Genomic DNA, 17,672 nt, shown 5'->3' on the forward strand with positions numbered 1-17,672 from the left:
AGGGGGCCGGTTTCGGCTGTTCGGGTCACGTCTATATCGCCAATGTGTGAACAAGCGTTCTATTAAAACGCACTGGCAATTAACCAAAAAGACACCAGTTTCAGATAGGCTGAAGGACATAATTGGTGTAGAGTTGATCCTAAGTACACGACGCCGAAACCCAGGCCACAGCTGGAATGTCACCGCTCAGAGTGACCCGCTGGTCTTGTATCGCCGGATCCGGCGCCGAGCAGAATTCAGACGAATATTTTCACGCGGACATTACTTGGCCCTCGCGCTGGGCGCCCTCTGTCCGTGTGCGATCTTGGACCCCAGGAGGACCGGCGCGCAGTAACTAGGAGGCTAGAGCCAGATGAAAGACATTGCCGAAATTTTTGCCGAACAATACGGCGAAACGCGCGAGCAGGAGATGTCGTTACAGGACTATCTGAATGCTTGTCGCGATGATCCCAGCATGTATGCCAATGTCGCCGAACGTATGCTCAAGGCGATTGGCGAAGAGGAGCTGGTTGATACGTCAAAAGATGCGCGACTGGGTCCGATCTTTCAGAACCGCACCATCAAGCGATACGCTGCCTTCAAAGATTTCTACGGCATGGAGGACACGATCGAGCGGATCGTGGGTTATTTCCGCCACGCCGCGCAGGGGCTGGAGGAGCGCAAGCAGATCCTGTACCTGCTGGGTCCGGTCGGCGGTGGTAAATCCTCGCTCGCGGAACGTCTGAAACGTCTGGTAGAGGAGCAGCCGATCTACGTGCTGAAGGCTGGCGATCAGCTGTCGCCGATCTTCGAGAGCCCGCTTGGCCTTTTCGATCCGGTGCGGATGGGCAAATTGCTGAGCGATGAATATGGCATCGCCCAACACCGGCTGCCGGGGCTGATGTCGCCCTGGGCGGTCCAGCGGCTGGATGAGTTCGGCGGCGATATCAACAAATTCTCGGTGGTGCGGCTCTATCCGTCGCGGCTGCGCCGGATCTGCGTTGCGAAGGTTGAGCCGGGCGATGAGAACAATCAGGACATCTCCACGCTGGTCGGGAAGGTCGATATTCGCCAGCTGGAACATTACAGCCAGGACAATCCCGACGCCTATAGTTTCTCAGGTGGCCTGAATCGTGCGACCCAGGGCGTTCTTGAGTTCGTCGAGATGTTCAAGGCGCCGATCAAGATGCTGCATCCGTTGCTGACGGCGACGCAGGAAGGCAATTACATGGGGACCGAGAGCTTCGGCGCGATCCCCTTCACCGGGCTGATCCTTGCACATTCCAACGAGAGTGAATGGCAGCAGTTCAAGAACAACAAGAACAACGAGGCCTTCATCGACCGTGTGTCGATCGTGAAGGTGCCTTACTGCCTGCGGGTTTCCGAAGAGGCTAAGATCTACGACAAGCTGATCGAACACAGCGAGTTGGCTGCGGCCCCATGCGCGCCTGAAACGCTGAAGATCCTCAGCCGGTTTTCGGTGCTGACCAGGCTGAAACCGCATGAAAACTCAAATCTCTATTCCAAGCTGCGCGTCTACGATGGCGAAAGCCTGAAGGACACCGACCCGAAGGCCAAGACCGTGCAGGAGTATCAGGATCGCGCCGGTGTCGACGAGGGGATGAACGGGATTTCGACCCGCTTTGCCTTCAAGGTACTGTCGACCACCTTCAACTTTGACACCGATGAGGTGGCGGCGGATCCGGTGCACTTGATGTATGTGCTGGAGCAGATGATCAAACGCGAACAATTCCCGGCGGAGACAGAGGCGAAATACCTTGCTTTCATCAAAACGGAACTGGCCCCGCGCTATGAGGAGTTCATCGGCAATGAAATCCAGAAAGCCTATCTGGAGAGCTATACCGAATACGGGCAGAACGTGTTCGATCGCTATATCTCTTATGCCGATGCCTGGATCGAGGAGCAGGATTACAAGGACCCGGACACCGGCCAGCTCTATGACCGCGAGGTTCTGGACGCCGAGCTGAGCAAGATCGAAAAACCGGTGGGCATCGCCAACCCCAAGGACTTCCGCAATGAGGTGGTCAAATTCGCCCTGCGTCATCGCGCCAATACCGGCTCGAACCCGGCATGGAACTCCTACGAGAAGCTGCGGGATGTGATCGAGAAACACATGTTCAGCCAGGTCGAGGAACTGCTTCCGGTTATCTCCTTCGGATCGAAGAAGGACAGCAAGACCGAAGGCAAACATCAGGAGTTCGTCGAACGGATGCGCAGCCACGGCTATACCGACCGGCAGGTTCGCAGGTTGGTGGAATGGTACATGCGCGTAAATAAGGCGGGCTAACAGCAAAGGGTGGGTGGCAGATGCATCACTTTATCGACAGGCGCGCCAATCCCAAGGGCAAGAGTTTGGGGAACCGGCAACGGTTCCTCGAGCGCGCCCGCGAAAGCATCAAGGAGCGCGTGGACAGATCGGTCCGCGACAAATCGATCAAGGATGGTGGCGGTATTCCTGCCGAAGGTGAGAAGGTCACTATTCCCTCACGGGGTTTGAAAGAACCCCGGTTTCACCATTCCGCCAAGGGGGGCCGCCGCCGTCACGTGCTGCCCGGCAACAAGGATTTTGTTGTCGGCGACACGCTCAAGCGACCGCAGGGGGGCGCAGGAGAGGGGGGCAAACAGGCGTCCGAGGATGGCGATGGCGCGGATGAATTTTCCTTTACCCTGACGCGCGACGAATATCTTGAGATCCTGTTTGATGGTCTTGAGCTTCCAGATCTGGTCAAAAAAGCCTCTGTAGAGACTGAAACCATCGGGACACGCCGTGCCGGGCTGACCACTGCGGGCACGCCGAACAACCTCAACCTTGTGCGGACGATGCGCAATTCGCTGGGACGTCGGATCGCACTGCAACGCCCGACTGCCAAATCCATAGCCGAGCTGCAAAAACAGATCGAGGAGCTTCAGGCGCTGGCGGAACGCAGCACCGAACAGGAAGCCTATCTTGAAGAGCTGATCCTCCGGTTGGAGGCTCTGGAGCGCAAACGTCGCGTGGTGGGATATATTGACCCGCTGGATCTGCGATATGACACCCACGTGCCGGAGAAGATCCGCAACTCCCGCGCGGTCGTGTTCTGCCTTATGGACGTCTCTGGCTCCATGCAGGAGCGGGAGAAGGATCTGGCCAAACGGTTCTTCCTGCTGCTGCATCTGTTCCTGGCGCGCAGCTATGAGCATACCGAACTGGTCTTTGTGCGTCACACCCATCACGCGCAGGAGGTTGATGAAGAAACCTTCTTCTATGCCCGCGAGACAGGCGGCACCATCGTGTCGACCGCGCTGGAGAAGATGAAGGAGATCGTCGCCAAACGCTACCCGCCGGATGAGTGGAACATCTACGGGGCGCAGGCCTCTGATGGGGAGAATTTCGGCAATGACTCGGCGCGTTGCAAGGCGCTGCTTCTGGAAGAGCTGCTGCCGGTCTGCCAGTACTACGCCTATGTCGAAATCGTCGATGAGAACGCCGAGATGCTGTTGAGCAATCCCGAGGCGGGTGAGGACCTCTGGCAGAACTACCGGCAGGTCAAGGCTCAGGTCCCGCATTTTGAGATGCAGCGTGTGTCGCAGCCCTCCCATATCTATCCGATTTTCAGGGAGTTCTTCCTCCCCAAGGCAAAAGGGGCGCAGAATGCAGGCGGGTGATACTATCTCGAAGCCACTGTTCACGGGGCCGGAATGGACCTTTGAACTTCTGGAAGTTGCGCGGGACGCGATTGAGGATATTGCGCTGAATGATCTGGGGCTTGATGTATATCCGAACCAGATCGAGATCATCTCGGCCGAGCAGATGCTGGATGCCTATTCCTGCGTCGGTCTGCCGCTGATGTATCAGCACTGGTCATTCGGTAAACATTTCGCCCGCGACGAGGCGCTGTATCGGACCGGGCGGCAGGGGCTGGCCTATGAGATCGTCATCAACTCAAACCCCTGTATCAGCTACAATATGGAAGAAAATACCATGGCCATGCAGACGCTGGTCATGGCCCATGCGGCCTTTGGGCATAATCATTTTTTCAAGAACAACTACCTGTTTCAGCAATGGACCGATGCGGCCGGCATTCACGACTATCTGGCCTTTGCCAAGAACTACATCGCCGCCTGCGAGGAGCGCTACGGGCTCAGCGCAGTAGAGGAGATCCTGGACGCGGCCCATGCGCTGCAATCGCAGGGGGTCTTTCGCTATGGCCGTCCGCCCAAACCCACCACCGAAGAACTGGCAGCGATGCAGAAGGTGCGTGAAGGTTATGAAAGCGGTCAGAGCGTTCTGGATATATGGACCGATGCAACCATGGGGGGCGACAAGCTGGAGCAGATCAGGGACGAGCCCTATAGTGCCCGTCGCAAGCTGATGAATCTGCCGCAGGAAAACTTGCTGTATTTTCTGGAGAAACACAGCCCGGTTCTTGATCCCTGGCAATCTGAAATCCTGCGCATCGTGCGGATGCTGGCGCAGTATCTTTACCCCCAGAAACAGACCAAGGTTATGAATGAGGGCTGCGCGACCTTTGTGCATTATTACATTATCAACAAGCTGTTCGAGCAGGGCCGCCTGACCGAAGGCGCCTATATGGAGATGATGCACAGTCATACCAATGTGGTGCTCCAGCCGGAATATGACGACCCGCGGTATTCTGGCATCAATCCCTATGCGCTGGGCTTTGCGATGATGCAGGACATTCGCCGCATCTGCGAGAACCCGACCGATGAAGATCGCGAATGGTTTCCGGATTTCGCGGGTGATCCCGACTGGCGCCGGGTGATGCGGGATGCCTGGGCCAATTACCGCGATGAAAGTTTCATCCAGCAGTTCCTGTCGCCGCATCTCATCCGCAAGTTCAAACTGTTCACCCTCGCTGATGACGCCGAGCAGTCACATCTGGTGGTGAGCCAGATCCACAATCGCAGCGGCTATCGCTCGGTGCGGCGCGATCTCGCGCATTCCTACGATCTGGCCTATTTAGAGCCCGATATTCAGGTCACCGATGCCGATCTGAAAGGCGACCGCGAGCTGAAGCTGACCCATACGGTGCGCGACGGCATTCACCTGTCGGAGGATGACCGCGACGAGGTGTTGAAGCATCTGCGCCGCTTGTGGGGCTACGATGTCAGCCTTGAGGCGGTGGACGCCGGATCCTAGAGGTGCGGTAGGGCGGCAGTGCGGCGTTAGGGGATCTGCGCGCGTAGCTGATCCTCAAGCGAGGTTTTGGCAGCCAGAATATGCTCTGCTGTCAGCTGGGCCGCGAGATCGGCATCACCTGTTTCGCAAGCCGCCAGTATCGCGCGATGCTCCCTGCTGCTGCGGGCCATGCCGTCGCTCATGATAAGCTGCGCGCGAAGGTAGCGATCAATCCGGTCCATCGAGGTTTCGACGATCTCGACGTGATAGGGCAAGCCGCTGACGCTATAGAGCGTGCCGTGAAATTTTCGGTTCAGCGGCCCCCATTGCATTGGCGCATCGCAGGCGGCAAAGGCATCCAGATGCGCGCGCGCCTGTGCGAGGATGTCCATGGTCATATTCGGGACGGCGGCGCGGATGATATCCGCTTCAAGCTTGGCGCGCAGGTCAAAGATTTCTGAGGCGTCCTGCATCGACAGGGTTGCGACCACGGCACCCTTGTAGCGCTGGGAGGTGACCAGCCCCTGCTGTTCCAAGCGGGCAATCGCCTCGCGAACGGGAAAGCGCGAGGTGTGAAAGGCCTTGGCGATTTCATCCTGCCGCAGGGGGGTGCCATCCGACAGCTCACCGGTGATGATCGCCTTGCGCAGGGTGCGAAAGATGATCGTCGCGGCGGATTCGGTCCGGGAGATGTCAACGGCTTGTAGTTTCAAGCAAGGTCCTCAACCAAAGCGGGGCAGGTGCCGGGCAATTATGCCTTTGGTTGACGCGGCTCGCCACCCCTTGCTGGCAGGACGTTCGCCGAATGCAGGCAGATGAAGTGCAAAAAAAACGCAGGCCCTGCGGCCTGCGTCATGATCTCGGGTATGCGGGTGGATCAGAATTCGACCACGGCGCGGATCGACTTTCCTTCGTGCATCAGTTCGAACCCATGGTTGATCTCGTCCAGCGACAGTTTGTGTGTGATCATCGGGTCGATCTCGATCTTGCCGTCCATATACCAGTCCACGATCTTGGGCACGTCGGTACGTCCGGCGGCGCCACCAAAGGCGGTGCCACGCCAGCTGCGGCCTGTGACCAGCTGGAACGGACGGGTCGAAATCTCGGCGCCTGCCGGAGCCACGCCGATGATGATGCTCTCACCCCAGCCTTTATGCGCCGCTTCAAGCGCGGTCCGCATGACCTGCACATTGCCCGTCGCGTCGAATGTGTAATCGGCGCCACCCTTGGTCAGCTCAACCAGATGCGCCACCAGATCGCCCTCTACCTCTGAGGGGTTTACGAAGTCGGTCATGCCGAATTTCTTGGCCATCTCAACCTTGCCGGGGTTGAGGTCGACGCCGACGATCTGATCCGCACCTGCCAGTCGCAGACCCTGGATCACGTTGAGTCCAATGCCGCCAAGGCCGAAGACAATCGCGCGCGACCCGATCTCGACCTTGGCGGTGTTGATCACCGCGCCGATGCCGGTGGTGACGCCGCATCCGATGTAGCAGACCTTGTCAAAGGGGGCGTCCTTGCGGATCTTGGCCAGGGCGATCTCAGGCACCACTGTGTGATTGGCAAAGGTCGAGCAGCCCATGTAATGGTGGATCGGTGTCCCATCCAGCATCGAGAAACGGGTGGATCCGTCCGGCAGCAGGCCCTGACCTTGGGTAGAGCGGATCGCCTGACACAGATTTGTCTTTGGGTTGAGGCAATACTCGCATTCGCGGCACTCGGGGGTGTAAAGCGGAATGACGTGATCGCCCACTTCAAGGCTGGTGACGCCTTCTCCAACTTCGATCACGACGCCTGCGCCCTCGTGGCCCAGGATGGCCGGGAAGATCCCTTCTGGGTCATCCCCGGAGCGGGTGAATTCATCCGTGTGGCAGAGGCCCGTTGCCTTGATTTCGACCAGCACCTCGCCCTTTTTCGGGCCTTCGAGGTTCACTTCCATGATCTCAAGCGGTTTGCCCGGGGCAACGGCCACAGCGGCGCGAGTGCGTATCATTGCGAAATTCCTTTGTTCTGTCAGTGACGGCAGGCGCCAATTGCGCTGAGCGGCATATTGGCAGACCCATTGGGGGGGCGTAAACCATCGGCCGTCGCGGGATGTGTATTTCTTGCGCTACCACACTAGCGGCTTCGGCTGGCTGCGCCTCAGAAGAATACGACGAGGGCCTCTTCGTTCCCGTCACCTGCCGGTCCGGTGGGCGTAAGTATGGCCACATCATCTGTTCGAGAAACCTGCGCTATCTGCCCTTGACCTTCCCCTGACTGGAAGCCTCATATCTGCCGCAAAAAGGGATGATCAGATGTCGAAAGGGGCGAGCCATGGAACAGGCGCGTGTCAGAAAACTGAACGTTAAGGTGACCGGCCTCGGCAACAGCCTGGGCTTGCGTCGGATGAGTTCTGAAATAGATCCCTTAGGAAAGTTTCCAAGCGCGCGAGGCGCGCAGCAATTGGCAGAGGTGCGACCATGAATATAGGCGATGTGGCGAACCGCTCCGGCCTACCGGCCAAGACCATTCGATACTATGAGGACATTGGGCTGATCAAACCGCGGCGCAGCGAAAACGGGTATCGCTGTTTTGCGGAGACCGACCTTCACAAGCTGGCGTTTCTGGGTCGTGCCCGCGCGCTTGGGTTTACGATTGAGGACTGCCGCACGCTTCTTGCGCTTTACGAAGATGAGAGCCGTGCCAGCGCAGATGTCAAACAACTGGCGCAAGAACATCTGGACAAGATCAACCTCAAGATCGCGGATCTGGAAGCGATGCGGGACACATTGTCGGAACTGGTCACCTGCTGTTCCGGCGATAATCGCCCGGACTGCCCGATATTGCGTGATCTGTCGCAGATCCCGGAGCAGCAAGACGTCGCGGATTGAGGAGGCTTGGCGGCATATCTCATGGCCAATGGGATGCGAGGGATGGTAACGCGCGGCGCATTCCAAGCCCTGTGCAACTCGGGAGGGTTAGGCAATCAGGCTACAGCAGCCGAGGGAGGAGCGGCTCTTGCTGCGAATGCGTCGCGCGCATCCTCGAGATAGGGTGCGATATGCGCGCAGACAAGGGGGTCAGGCTGGCTGACGCCGCGTCCGTTGGGTTGGGCATGAAACAGCCGAAAGAGGTGTCTTGGGTCGGCCTATTGCTGCGCTGACAGGTGATAGCCGGTCGCCCCGTTTCAGCCGTTGGCTGCGCGCAGGCCCAGAATGCTGCGGGCCTCATGAGCGGTAGCAACGGGTCGCCCGTAGCGTTCGCACAGATCCGCCGTCCGGCGCACCAGTGCGGCATTGGAGGGGGCAAGCGTATGCCGGTCCAGTCGCAGATTATCCTCCAGCCCGGTACGGGTGTGCCCGCCTGCCGCGATGGCCCATTCGTTGACCTCGATCTGTCCGGCTCCGATCCCGGCCGCGCACCACTGCGCATCCGGGGCAAGGCGCTGCATAGTCTTGACGTAGTAGTCAAACACATCACGATCCACCGGCATTGCATTCTTCACGCCCAGTACAAACTGGACGTAGAGTGGGGCCTTCAACCGGCCGTCACGCGACATCGCCACCGCCTGATGAATATGGGAGAGGTCAAAGGCCTCAATTTCCGGTTTCACATCGTAGGCCTGCATCTGCGCAGCCAGCCAATCGACCAGATCCGGCGGGTTCTCGTAGACGCGGGTTGGAAAATTATTGGAGCCCACCGAGAGCGAAGCCATATCAGGCCGTAGAGACAGCATTCCGCCGCGTTCGCGACCAGCGCCGGAGCGGCCGCCGGTAGAGAGTTGGACAATCATGTCGGGACAGTGCCGCCGGATCCCATCCATCAGTTCAGCAAACCTGTCAGGATCGGAAGTTGGTGTTTCGTCGTCCTGGCGGACGTGGCAATGGGCGATGCTGGCACCGGCTTCATAGGCTTCCTGTGTGCTCTCTACCTGTTCGGAAACAGTGATCGGCACGGCCGGGTTATGGGCCTTGCGCGGCACAGAGCCGGTTATCGCGACGCAGATGATACAGGGATTGGTCATGATCAGCCCTCAGATATCGAAGAACACGGTTTCGTCCGGCCCTTGCAGGTGAATGTCAAAGCGATAGGTCACGGGTGCCTGCGCATCGTCCGCCCTGCCGTGATCCTGGCGGCGGGCGATCAGGGTTTTTTGCCGCTCGGTCTGCTCGATCAGCGCCATGATGGGATCGCTGGCGTTGGCCTCCGGCTCATCGTCGAAGTAGAGCCGGGTATTCAGCCCGATGTTGATGCCACGCGCCACGATCCAGAGGTTGATATGTGGTGCCACGGTCTTCCCGTCACGCCCGCAGACACTTCCCGGTTTCACGGTCTCGAACTGCCAGTCCCCGGTGTCGAAATCAGAAATCGCCCGGCCCCAGCCACGAAAACCGGGTTCGACCTGCCCGCGCGCATCATCGGATGTTGGAGTCTCCGGATGCGGATAGCGCCCGTCGGCATTGGCCTGCCAGACCTCGATCAAAACGTCCTTCAGAGCTGCGCCGGTGCCATCGAAGACCCGGCCTTGAACCCGAATGCGCTGGCCCCTGGCATTAGGCCCGGCGATATCCTGACCCAGCTCGGCCGCATAGATTTCAAACCCGGCGGCACCGGGCGCTAGGCCGATATGCACATAGGGGCCTGCGGTCTGAGACGGGGTTTCCTTCAGTGGCGGCACCATCAGTTCCCCTCCGGCCGGTTTTCAAACAGGGTAGAGCGACGCCCGCGCAGCACGATATCAAAGCGGTAGGCAATCATGTCGAACGGCAGCGTCTCGTTCATGTCGAGCCGCGCAATCAGTTGCTGAACGGCGGCGGGATCGGGGATGGTGCTAACGATAGGGCAGCGGGCAATCAGCGGATCGCCCTCGAAGTAGAGCTGAGTGATCAGCCGCTGCGCAAAGGCGCGGCCAAACACCGAAACGTGTATATGTGCAGGCCGCCAGTCGTTTATGCCATTGCGCCAGGGGTAGGCCCCCGGTTTCACTGTGCGAAAGGCATAGGCGCCCTGATCATCGGTCAGAACACGACCGCAGCCGCCAAAATTGGGGTCCAATGCACCCAGATAGCCGTCCTTTTTATGGCGGTAGCGGCCCGAGGCATTGGCTTGCCAGATCTCGACCAGTGTATTGGGAACGGGACGTGCGTTTTCGTCCAGAACACGCCCATGCAGCAATATGCGCTCGCCGATCGGACTGCCGCCATCGTGGGCGAAATTGGTCAGAAGGTCATTGTCTCCGGGCGCGATATCGCTGGGCGCAAACGTCGGGCCGGTGATTTCGCTGGCAGTGTTTTCGAGGCTGAGCAGCGGCAATCGGGGGGATCGGCTGACCGAGGTTTTGTAGTCCGGCGTGAAGGCAGGAGGGTGCCAGCGGCGGTCGCGGGTAAAATAATCAGGGGGCGTCACAGCTGTCTCCTGCGGGGGGGGCGTCGCCTCGTTCTTCGGCGGCCATTTCGGCATAGGTTCTCTTGGCGAGCTTCAGCGCATGATTGGCGCGCGGCACCCCCGCGTAGATGGCAACATGTTGGAAAACTTCAGCAATATCTTCGGGCGTTGCACCGGTATTTGCGGTTGCGCGTATGTGCATCGGGATCTCATCGAAATTGCCGAGCGCCGCAAGAAGGGCCAGCGTCAGCATCGAGCGTTCGCGTCGGCTGATCTGCTCAGAGGCCCAGACTGTCCCCCAGGCTGCTTCGGTAATCAGGGACTGGAAAGGCGCATCCAGCGCTGTTGTCGCAGCATCTGCGCGGGCCACATGGGCTTCGCCCAATACCTCGCGACGAACCTTCATCCCTGCGTCATACTGCGGCTTGTGCATATGCTCCTCCATGGATTATCCCTTATCTCATATCGTAAATGGTCTGTATAATCCCCTTGTGTGGATATTTTTATGTCGAAAATGATATGCGCCTTTCATCTCAGCTGAAGCTCCGCCATCTGGAGGTCTTTGTCGAGGTTGCCAGAAAGATGAGCGTGACCCAAGCGGCGGAGCGCCTGGGCATGACCCAGCCGGCAGTGACGCGGGCGCTGCGCGAATTGGAAGCGGTCTGCGATAAACCTCTGGTCGAGAAACACGGTCGCGGCATTCGACTCTCCAGCTATGGTGAGATGTTCAGGGACTATGCGGGGCGCAGTCTGGCCCTGACACGCGACGGTGTCGAATTGCTACGTGGGATGGACGAGGCCGCAGGATCCAAGGTCGCGATTGGGGCTTTGCCGACGGTCTCGGCAACCGTTGTCCCGGAGGCACTGGCCAATATCTGGACGCAGGGCGCGCGCAACCGGTTTTCCGTCATGTCGGGAGACAATCACCATCTGCTGGATCTGTTGCGGCGCGGAGAGCTGGATGTGGTCGTAGGGCGACTACCGGCACCCGAAAATATGGTGGGCCTGGATTTCGATCCGCTGTTCCGTGAGCGGGTAACCGTGGTCGTCGCACCGGGCCATCCGCTGACGGAGCTGGCACCGCAGGATCTCCCCTATGCGCTGTTCGGCGCGTTTCCGGTTTTGATGCCGCCGCCGAAGTCAATTATTCGCCCTTCGGTTGAACGCATGTTCCTGGAACAGGGCATTTCGATGCCTGACGCCGCCATTGAAACAGTCTCGTCGACGTTTGGGCGCCAGTTCACATTGGCACATCAGGCGGTCTGGATCATCAGCCATGGGGTGGTGAAATCTGACCTCGCCAGCGGCGCCCTGGTAGAGCTGCCGCTGGACACTGACAGCACTCTTGGGCCGGTCGGGCTCTGCCTGCGGAGTGAGCACCGCTTGTCGGCAGCGGCCGCGAGATTCTGCGCTGCGCTAAAGAGCGTCTGCGGCTGACTGGTCACCTCGCGCACCGGTTCGGCCCAAGATTGCGCCGCGAATGGTAGAGGCATTTTTCGAATGCGGTAGCCTGTTTTTCTGGAGCTGACGCAGTGTCGCGCGGATTGACAGGTGAATTTCAACCTCTCTACTCTGGGTTTAATCGCAGCGGCGTTTTGGCTTGAGGAGGTCTGAAACGCATAGGACCTGCGCAAAAAGAAAAGCCGCCTTGAACGGGTGGGGGAGGACGATTTGGACGGAGTGCAGCTGCTGGTCAGCGGGCTCGCGAACGGCTGTGTTTACGGTCTGATCGCGCTTGGCTTCGTGTTGATCTACAAGGCGACCGAGGCGGTCAATTTCGCTCAGGGCGATTTCATGATGCTTGGCGCCTTCGTTACGCTGGGACTGACCAATGCTGAATATCTGGACTTACCCTTCTGGGTCGCGGCACCGCTGTCGATCGCAATCATGGCCGGGCTTGGGTATCTGCTTGACCTGCTGATCCTGCGTCATCTCTTTGGGCAGAACCAGACGGCGGTTGTCATCCTGACGATCGCGCTGGGCTTTGTCATCCGCTTCTTTGCCGGTGCGATCTGGGGCCATGAGCCACAGACGCTTGAGAGTCCGCTGGCGCTGGGAGATGTACAGCTTGCCGGCGTCGTTCTGGGGCTGGCCGATATAGCGGTGATTGTTGTCACGGTGCTGTTGACCTGGTCGCTCTACCAGTTCTTTCAGCGCACCAAGCTGGGTCTGGCCATGCAGGCGGCCAGCCAAAACCAGATGGCGGCCTATTTCATGGGCATTCCGGTCAGGCGGGTGCAGGGGCTCATCTGGGGGCTCTCGGGAGCGACGGCGGCTGTTGCGGGCATCCTCTTTGCGTCGAAGGGCGCGATTGATCCAAATGCCGGGCTGCTGGGCATCAAGGCCTTTGCTGCGGCGGTGATCGGTGGCTTCGGCTCGCTTCCGGGTGCGTTGGCGGGCGGGTTGATCGTCGGCGTTATCGAACCTTTTGCCGCGCGTTACCTGGCGGCTGGCTATTCGCAGATTGCCCCTTACGTGCTGTTGCTGGCGGTGCTGGTCTTCCGTCCGCATGGTCTGTTCAGCCAAGTGCGCACAAAGAAGGTATAAGGCGATGCGGATTCAGTTCAAAACCAGCTACGACCACGACATCCGCCTGTTTCCTGACCGTCATAGCCTGCTGGTTTATGGTGCGTTGATTGTGCTGGCGCTGGCTTTGCCACTGCTGATCAACGAATTCTACATCGGCGAGGTCACCAATGTTCTGATCTGGGCGATTGCCGGGCTGGGGCTGATGCTGCTGACCGGCCAGACGGGACAGGCCAGCCTTGGCCATGCTGCGTTTCTGGCGATTGGCTGCTATGCCAATACCATCCTGATTGAACAGGGGGTGCCCTTTGTTCTGGCGTTCCCGCTGGCAGGGGTCCTGACCGGGGTTGTTGGGGCCATCATCGCCATTCCGGCCCTGCGATTGCACGGGATCTATCTGGCGATTGCTACCATTGCCCTGTCGATACTGGCCGATGACATCATCGTTCTGCTTGAACCCTGGACCGGTGGTGTGTCGGGCAAATTTCCTGACGTGATCCGTTTATTTGGGATCGAGATTGAACGCTGGACCATGCCGGTGCGCTTTTACTATCTGGTTCTTGGTGTCACGGTGATTTCAACGCTGTTTTACCGCAATCTATTACGGTCACCGCTTGGCCGGGCCTTTGCAGCGGTGCGCGACAGTGAAGTCAGCGCCACCGCGATGGGCGTACATATCGCCCGGACCAAGGCAACCGCCTTTGGGCTAAGCTGCATGATCACCGGTTGGGCCGGGGCGCTGATGGGCTATTACGCCGGTGCCTTTAACAATGAGACCTTCTCTCTGGTGATCTCGATTACGCTGCTGATGATGATCGTGATTGGCGGGCTGGGATCAATACATGGCGCGTTTTTTGGCGCGGTGGTGGTCGCCTTTCTGCCGCAGGGGCTGTCGATCCTGAAAGACAGCGTGCTGGGCAGCGGGGTTGCCATTCCGGGTCTGGAAACCGGCGTCTTTGGCATGATCCTGATCCTGTTCATTCTGTTTGAGCCGATGGGCCTCTATGGACGCTGGCTGAAGATTCGCATCTGGTTTGAGCTGTTCCCCTTCGCACGCAAGGATATGTTCCGGCGTCAGAAATCCTATCTCAAGACGGAGCGCCTCAGATGAGCCTGTTGGAGATTGAACATGCCACGTTGAAATTCGGTGGCGTTGTGGCGGTGAATGATCTCAGCTTCTCGGTTGAGGAAGGTGAGGTCTATGCCATCGTCGGGCCAAATGGGGCGGGGAAGTCCACCGTATTCAACCTGATTTCCAGGTTCTACCAACCACATTCCGGCCAGTTCCGCTTTGATGGGCGTGACCTGTTGCAGTGCAACGCGGATGCGGTGGCGGATCTGGGCATTGCGCGGACGTTTCAGAATATCGAGTTGTTCGATCATGCGACGGTGCTGCAGAACCTGCTGGTCGGTCGGCATCGTCATCGGCGCACTACCCTGATTGAAGAGCTGTTTTTTGCGCCACGTGTCCGGCGCGAGGAACGGTTGCACCGGGCTGCTGTTGAGGAGGTCATCGATTTCCTGGATCTGCAAGCCTACCGCAACAAGATGATTGCCGGGTTGCCCTATGGCATCCGCAAGGTTGTCGAGCTTGGCCGTGCATTGGCCTCGGGGCCGCGGCTTTTGTTGTTGGATGAACCCGCCTCCGGCCTGTCGGTGGAGGAAACCCAGGATATGCGCTGGTGGATCGACGATATCCGCAAACAGATGGGGATCACTGTCCTGATGGTGGAACACGACATGGGTCTGGTGTCCAGCGTGTCGGACCGGGTTCTGGCCCTCGCCGATGGCGCGAAACTGGCCGAAGGCACCCCGGCTGAAGTGCAGGCCGACCCGGCTGTTATCGAAGCCTATCTGGGCGCGGGGGCGGTGTGATGGGCGCGGCCTTGCTGGACATTCGCAATCTTGAGAGTTTCTACGGGCCGATCATGGCCATTCGCGGTGTTTCGCTATCGGTTCAGGCCGGGCAGATCGTCACGGTTCTGGGCGCCAATGGCGCTGGAAAATCTACCCTGCTGAAGACGATTTCGGGTATCATGGATCCTGAGAAGGGCACGGTCAGCTTCGACGGCGAAGAAATCCAAGGTGAGGAACCGCATCGGATCGTCCGCCGGGGCATCGTACATGTGCCCGAGGGGCGCGAGGTCTTTCCGTTGCTCAGCGTTGACGAAAACCTGACCCTCGGGGCCTATACCCGCCGTGATCAGGCCGAGATCGAGCGCGACCGCCAGATGGTGTTTGACTATTTCCCCATCCTGGCTGAGCGGCGCCATCAGGAGGCTGGCACACTGTCAGGCGGTCAGCAGCAGATGCTGGCGATCGGGCGTGGGTTGATGCTCCGTCCGCGCATCATGCTTCTGGATGAACCAAGCCTTGGCCTGTCGCCACTGCTGGTACAGGAAATCTTTGGCATCCTGAAGCGGCTGAACCGCGATGAGGGGGTGACCATGATGCTGGTGGAACAGAACGCGCGGATCGCGCTGGAGTTGGCGCATGTCGGCTATGTCATGGAAATCGGGCGTATCGTCATGGATGGCAGCGCCGACCGGCTGATGGACAGCGAGGATATCAAAGCGTTTTACCTCGGCCATCAGGAGGCCGGGCAGCGCAGCGAGAAACGCTGGAAGCGCAAGAAGACATGGCGCTGATCGGCGCGACTGAGATCAACTAGGGACCTGAATGGATGCGAGGACAGCGGTGACACAGACAGCGTCGGCGGCAGACATAACAACACAGGCGGGCGGCGATGCGGCCCCGCTTCCTCAGGTTGAACTGAACGGCGCCAGCTACAATGCCACGCCGGGGCAGCGGCCCGTCATGGTCGATGGCTGCGATACCGTGGCAAAATTGTTTTCGCTGCGCTGTCATCAACTGGGCAAACGGACGGCTCATCGCGAAAAAGATATGGGCATCTGGAAGGCCTATTCCTGGCAGGACTACTGGGACCATGCGGAAAAGATCGGCCTGGGCCTGATGGCGCTGGGGCTTGAGCGAGGTGAAGTTGTTTCGATCCTGAGCGAAGACCGCAAGGAATGGCTCTATCTCGATATGGGCATCCAGGGCGCCGGGGCCATTGCGTCTGGCGTCTATACGACAGATTCCGCCCAGCAGCTGGCCTATTTGATCAATGACAGCGGCAGCCGGTTTCTGGTGGTAGAAAACGACGAGCAGCTGGACAAGTTCCTGGAGATCGAAGCCGAGGTCCCGCATCTGCGCTGGGTTATCATTCTGGAGCGCGACGGGCTGCATGATCTGGAGCATGACAGATGCCTGTTTCTCGATCAGCTTTATGATCAGGGCGCGGCCTTCAAGATGGCAAATCCAACCGCTTTCGAGGACGCGGTGGCCCGGTCGCGGCCAGATGAAACCGCGCTGCTCATCTATACGTCGGGTACCACTGGCCTGCCCAAGGGCGCCATGTTGAGTCACGAAAACATCCTCGCGACGATGGAGTCAGGCGCGCGTGCACTGGAATGCTACGCCACGGATGAGCAGCTCTGTTTCCTGCCGCTCTGCCATATCCTTGAGCGCAACGTCTCCGTCTACCTGCCAATGGCGGCCGGCAGTACGGTCAATTTCGCCGAAAGCCCGGAAACCGTTTTCGACAATATGCAGGAAGTGTCGCCGGCCACCTTCTTTGCGGTGCCGCGTGTCTGGGAAAAAGTCTATTCCCGCGTTCTGGTCCTGGCGCAGGAGGCGACCTGGCTGGGGCGCTGGGCCTTTGGTCGGGCGGTCGCTGCGGGGGCTGCGCGGGCCGAGTATGTGCTGGCCGCAAAACCCGTCCCTGCGGGTATCGCCCTGCGCTATCGGATCTGGGACATGCTGGTTCTGCGTAATCTGCGCCGAATGCTAGGGCTGGACCGGCTGCGCCGGGGCGGCACCGGGGCGGCACCGATTTCGCCTGAATTGCTGCGTTGGTATTGGTCGATTGGCGTGCCGCTGATCGAGGGCTACGGGATGACCGAAAACGCAGGACTTACCGCGGCAAACCGGGTGTTGTCGCATCGGCCGGGCACTGTTGGCCAGGCCGTGCCGGGCGTTGATATTCGTATCGCGGTGGATGGGGAAATTCAGCTCTGGGGGCTCAACAATTTCCAGGGATATTGGCGCAAGCCTGAAAAAACGGCTGAGACCTATACCGAGGACGGCTGGCTGCGCACTGGCGATGTCGGGCGGCTGGACGAAGATGGGTTCCTGACCATCACCGGGCGGATCAAGGACATCATTATCACCGCTGGCGGCAAGAATATCACACCGGCTGAAATCGAAAGCCGGTTAAAGTTCAGCCACTATATTTCCGACGCAGTGGTGATCGGTGACCGGCGCAAATTCCTGACCTGCCTGATCATGATTGATCAGGAAAACGTCGAGAAATTTGCGCAGGATCGGAAAATCCCGTTTAGTGATTTTGCCTCGCTCTGTGCTGCGGAACCGGTGGTTGATCTGATCCGGGGTGAGGTCGATGCGGTCAACCGTGATTTCGCGCGTGTCGAGCAGATCAAGGATTTCCGTCTGATCAACGTTCTGCTCACGGCCGAGGATGACGAGCTGACCGCGACCATGAAGTTGAAACGTGGGCTGGTGGAGAAAAAGCACAAGAACCTGATCGACCAGATGTACTGACAAACAGGCGCATCCGCGCCGGGGGACACAAGGGAGT

The 17,672-nt window shown here is 59.1% G+C and carries 16 protein-coding genes; 10 read left to right on the forward strand and 6 right to left on the reverse strand.

Going from position 1 to position 17,672, the window contains the following annotated elements; all coding sequences use genetic code 11:
• The first annotated feature begins 352 nt into the window (after window positions 1-352).
• The 3 genes from WLQ66_RS00075 to WLQ66_RS00085 are packed head-to-tail and all read left to right on the forward strand — an operon-like array spanning window position 353 to window position 5,140.
• On the forward strand, window positions 353-2,287 hold the full coding sequence (locus tag WLQ66_RS00075) for a PrkA family serine protein kinase (protein ID WP_340544146.1): 1,935 nt from the start codon (window positions 353-355) through the stop codon (window positions 2,285-2,287).
• A 20-nt stretch (window positions 2,288-2,307) separates the two neighbouring features.
• Window positions 2,308-3,645, forward strand: a complete 1,338-nt coding sequence (locus tag WLQ66_RS00080) for a YeaH/YhbH family protein (RefSeq protein ID WP_340544148.1) — start codon at window positions 2,308-2,310, stop codon at window positions 3,643-3,645.
• The gene (locus WLQ66_RS00085; RefSeq protein ID WP_340544150.1) at window positions 3,632-5,140 is read left to right on the forward strand and encodes a SpoVR family protein; all 1,509 of its coding nucleotides are present in this window, start codon (window positions 3,632-3,634) and stop codon (window positions 5,138-5,140) included. Before WLQ66_RS00080 ends, WLQ66_RS00085 begins: the two co-directional genes overlap by 14 nt.
• Window positions 5,141-5,166: 26 nt before the next feature.
• Here the strand turns inward: WLQ66_RS00085 and WLQ66_RS00090 are convergent, their stop codons facing one another.
• Both WLQ66_RS00090 and WLQ66_RS00095 read right to left on the reverse strand, forming a co-directional pair.
• Window positions 5,167-5,832: a GntR family transcriptional regulator gene (locus tag WLQ66_RS00090; protein ID WP_340544151.1), complete on the reverse strand. Its 666-nt coding sequence runs from the start codon at window positions 5,830-5,832 to the stop codon at window positions 5,167-5,169.
• Between the two features lie 164 nt (window positions 5,833-5,996).
• Entirely contained in the window at window positions 5,997-7,112 is a 1,116-nt protein-coding gene (locus tag WLQ66_RS00095) for an S-(hydroxymethyl)glutathione dehydrogenase/class III alcohol dehydrogenase (RefSeq protein WP_340544152.1), read from the reverse strand.
• A 469-nt stretch (window positions 7,113-7,581) separates the two neighbouring features.
• On the opposite strand from WLQ66_RS00095, the gene cueR reads away from it, so the two are divergent.
• Window positions 7,582-7,992 carry a Cu(I)-responsive transcriptional regulator gene (gene cueR, locus WLQ66_RS00100; protein ID WP_340544153.1) on the forward strand — a complete coding sequence of 137 codons (411 nt, stop codon included), beginning with the start codon at window positions 7,582-7,584 and terminating at the stop codon, window positions 7,990-7,992.
• A 296-nt stretch (window positions 7,993-8,288) separates the two neighbouring features.
• On the opposite strand, the gene WLQ66_RS00105 is transcribed toward cueR, so the two are convergent.
• Genes WLQ66_RS00105 through pcaC form a run of 4 tightly spaced genes read right to left on the reverse strand, consistent with a single transcriptional unit; the run spans window position 8,289 to window position 10,919 of the window.
• Window positions 8,289-9,125 carry a 3-oxoadipate:acetyl-CoA acetyltransferase gene (locus tag WLQ66_RS00105; protein ID WP_340544154.1) on the reverse strand — a complete coding sequence of 279 codons (837 nt, stop codon included), beginning with the start codon at window positions 9,123-9,125 and terminating at the stop codon, window positions 8,289-8,291.
• 9 nt (window positions 9,126-9,134) lie between these two features.
• On the reverse strand, window positions 9,135-9,782 hold the full coding sequence (gene pcaG / locus WLQ66_RS00110; protein WP_340544155.1) for a protocatechuate 3,4-dioxygenase subunit alpha: 648 nt from the start codon (window positions 9,780-9,782) through the stop codon (window positions 9,135-9,137).
• Window positions 9,782-10,507 (reverse strand): protocatechuate 3,4-dioxygenase subunit beta, encoded by a 726-nt coding sequence (gene pcaH, locus WLQ66_RS00115; RefSeq protein WP_340544157.1) that lies wholly within the window; start codon window positions 10,505-10,507, stop codon window positions 9,782-9,784. The genes pcaG and pcaH overlap by 1 nt, the downstream gene beginning before the upstream one ends.
• On the reverse strand, window positions 10,494-10,919 hold the full coding sequence (gene pcaC / locus WLQ66_RS00120; protein ID WP_340546271.1) for a 4-carboxymuconolactone decarboxylase: 426 nt from the start codon (window positions 10,917-10,919) through the stop codon (window positions 10,494-10,496). The genes pcaH and pcaC overlap by 14 nt, the downstream gene beginning before the upstream one ends.
• Window positions 10,920-11,005: 86 nt before the next feature.
• On the opposite strand from pcaC, the gene pcaQ reads away from it, so the two are divergent.
• The 6 genes from pcaQ to WLQ66_RS00150 all read left to right on the forward strand — a co-directional run bounded on the left by pcaQ (window position 11,006) and on the right by WLQ66_RS00150 (window position 17,635).
• A complete protein-coding gene (gene pcaQ / locus WLQ66_RS00125) occupies window positions 11,006-11,923 on the forward strand; it encodes a pca operon transcription factor PcaQ (RefSeq protein ID WP_340544159.1) in 918 nt (305 codons plus the stop codon).
• Between the two features lie 234 nt (window positions 11,924-12,157).
• On the forward strand, window positions 12,158-13,033 hold the full coding sequence (locus WLQ66_RS00130) for a branched-chain amino acid ABC transporter permease (protein ID WP_340544161.1): 876 nt from the start codon (window positions 12,158-12,160) through the stop codon (window positions 13,031-13,033).
• 4 nt (window positions 13,034-13,037) lie between these two features.
• Window positions 13,038-14,123 (forward strand): branched-chain amino acid ABC transporter permease, encoded by a 1,086-nt coding sequence (locus WLQ66_RS00135; protein WP_260082436.1) that lies wholly within the window; start codon window positions 13,038-13,040, stop codon window positions 14,121-14,123.
• The gene (locus WLQ66_RS00140) at window positions 14,120-14,887 is read left to right on the forward strand and encodes an ABC transporter ATP-binding protein (protein ID WP_340544166.1); all 768 of its coding nucleotides are present in this window, start codon (window positions 14,120-14,122) and stop codon (window positions 14,885-14,887) included. Before WLQ66_RS00135 ends, WLQ66_RS00140 begins: the two co-directional genes overlap by 4 nt.
• Complete coding sequence (locus tag WLQ66_RS00145) at window positions 14,887-15,660, forward strand: ABC transporter ATP-binding protein (RefSeq protein ID WP_340544168.1); 774 nt, start codon at window positions 14,887-14,889, stop codon at window positions 15,658-15,660. Before WLQ66_RS00140 ends, WLQ66_RS00145 begins: the two co-directional genes overlap by 1 nt.
• 31 nt (window positions 15,661-15,691) lie before the next feature.
• Window positions 15,692-17,635, forward strand: coding sequence for an AMP-dependent synthetase/ligase (locus WLQ66_RS00150; protein WP_340544169.1), 1,944 nt, complete (start codon window positions 15,692-15,694; stop codon window positions 17,633-17,635).
• Window positions 17,636-17,672: the final 37 nt, after the last annotated feature.

It is taken from the genome of Phaeobacter sp. A36a-5a (genome assembly GCF_037911135.1).
GTDB classification, from domain to species: domain Bacteria; phylum Pseudomonadota; class Alphaproteobacteria; order Rhodobacterales; family Rhodobacteraceae; genus Phaeobacter; species Phaeobacter bryozoorum.

Excerpts from the sequence above, each read along its gene's own strand:
- WLQ66_RS00075 (WP_340544146.1), top strand. The coding sequence starts at position 353 with ATGAAAGACATTGCCGAAATTTTTGCCGAACAATACGGCGAAACGCGC.
- WLQ66_RS00080 (WP_340544148.1), top strand. The coding sequence starts at position 2,308 with ATGCATCACTTTATCGACAGGCGCGCCAATCCCAAGGGCAAGAGTTTG.
- WLQ66_RS00085 (WP_340544150.1), top strand. The coding sequence starts at position 3,632 with ATGCAGGCGGGTGATACTATCTCGAAGCCACTGTTCACGGGGCCGGAA.
- WLQ66_RS00095 (WP_340544152.1), bottom strand. The coding sequence starts at position 7,112 with ATGATACGCACTCGCGCCGCTGTGGCCGTTGCCCCGGGCAAACCGCTT.
- cueR (WP_340544153.1), top strand. The coding sequence starts at position 7,582 with ATGAATATAGGCGATGTGGCGAACCGCTCCGGCCTACCGGCCAAGACC.
- WLQ66_RS00105 (WP_340544154.1), bottom strand. The coding sequence starts at position 9,125 with ATGACCAATCCCTGTATCATCTGCGTCGCGATAACCGGCTCTGTGCCG.
- pcaG (WP_340544155.1), bottom strand. The coding sequence starts at position 9,782 with ATGGTGCCGCCACTGAAGGAAACCCCGTCTCAGACCGCAGGCCCCTAT.
- pcaC (WP_340546271.1), bottom strand. The coding sequence starts at position 10,919 with ATGCACAAGCCGCAGTATGACGCAGGGATGAAGGTTCGTCGCGAGGTA.
- pcaQ (WP_340544159.1), top strand. The coding sequence starts at position 11,006 with ATGCGCCTTTCATCTCAGCTGAAGCTCCGCCATCTGGAGGTCTTTGTC.
- WLQ66_RS00135 (WP_260082436.1), top strand. The coding sequence starts at position 13,038 with ATGCGGATTCAGTTCAAAACCAGCTACGACCACGACATCCGCCTGTTT.
- WLQ66_RS00140 (WP_340544166.1), top strand. The coding sequence starts at position 14,120 with ATGAGCCTGTTGGAGATTGAACATGCCACGTTGAAATTCGGTGGCGTT.
- WLQ66_RS00145 (WP_340544168.1), top strand. The coding sequence starts at position 14,887 with ATGGGCGCGGCCTTGCTGGACATTCGCAATCTTGAGAGTTTCTACGGG.
- WLQ66_RS00150 (WP_340544169.1), top strand. The coding sequence starts at position 15,692 with ATGGATGCGAGGACAGCGGTGACACAGACAGCGTCGGCGGCAGACATA.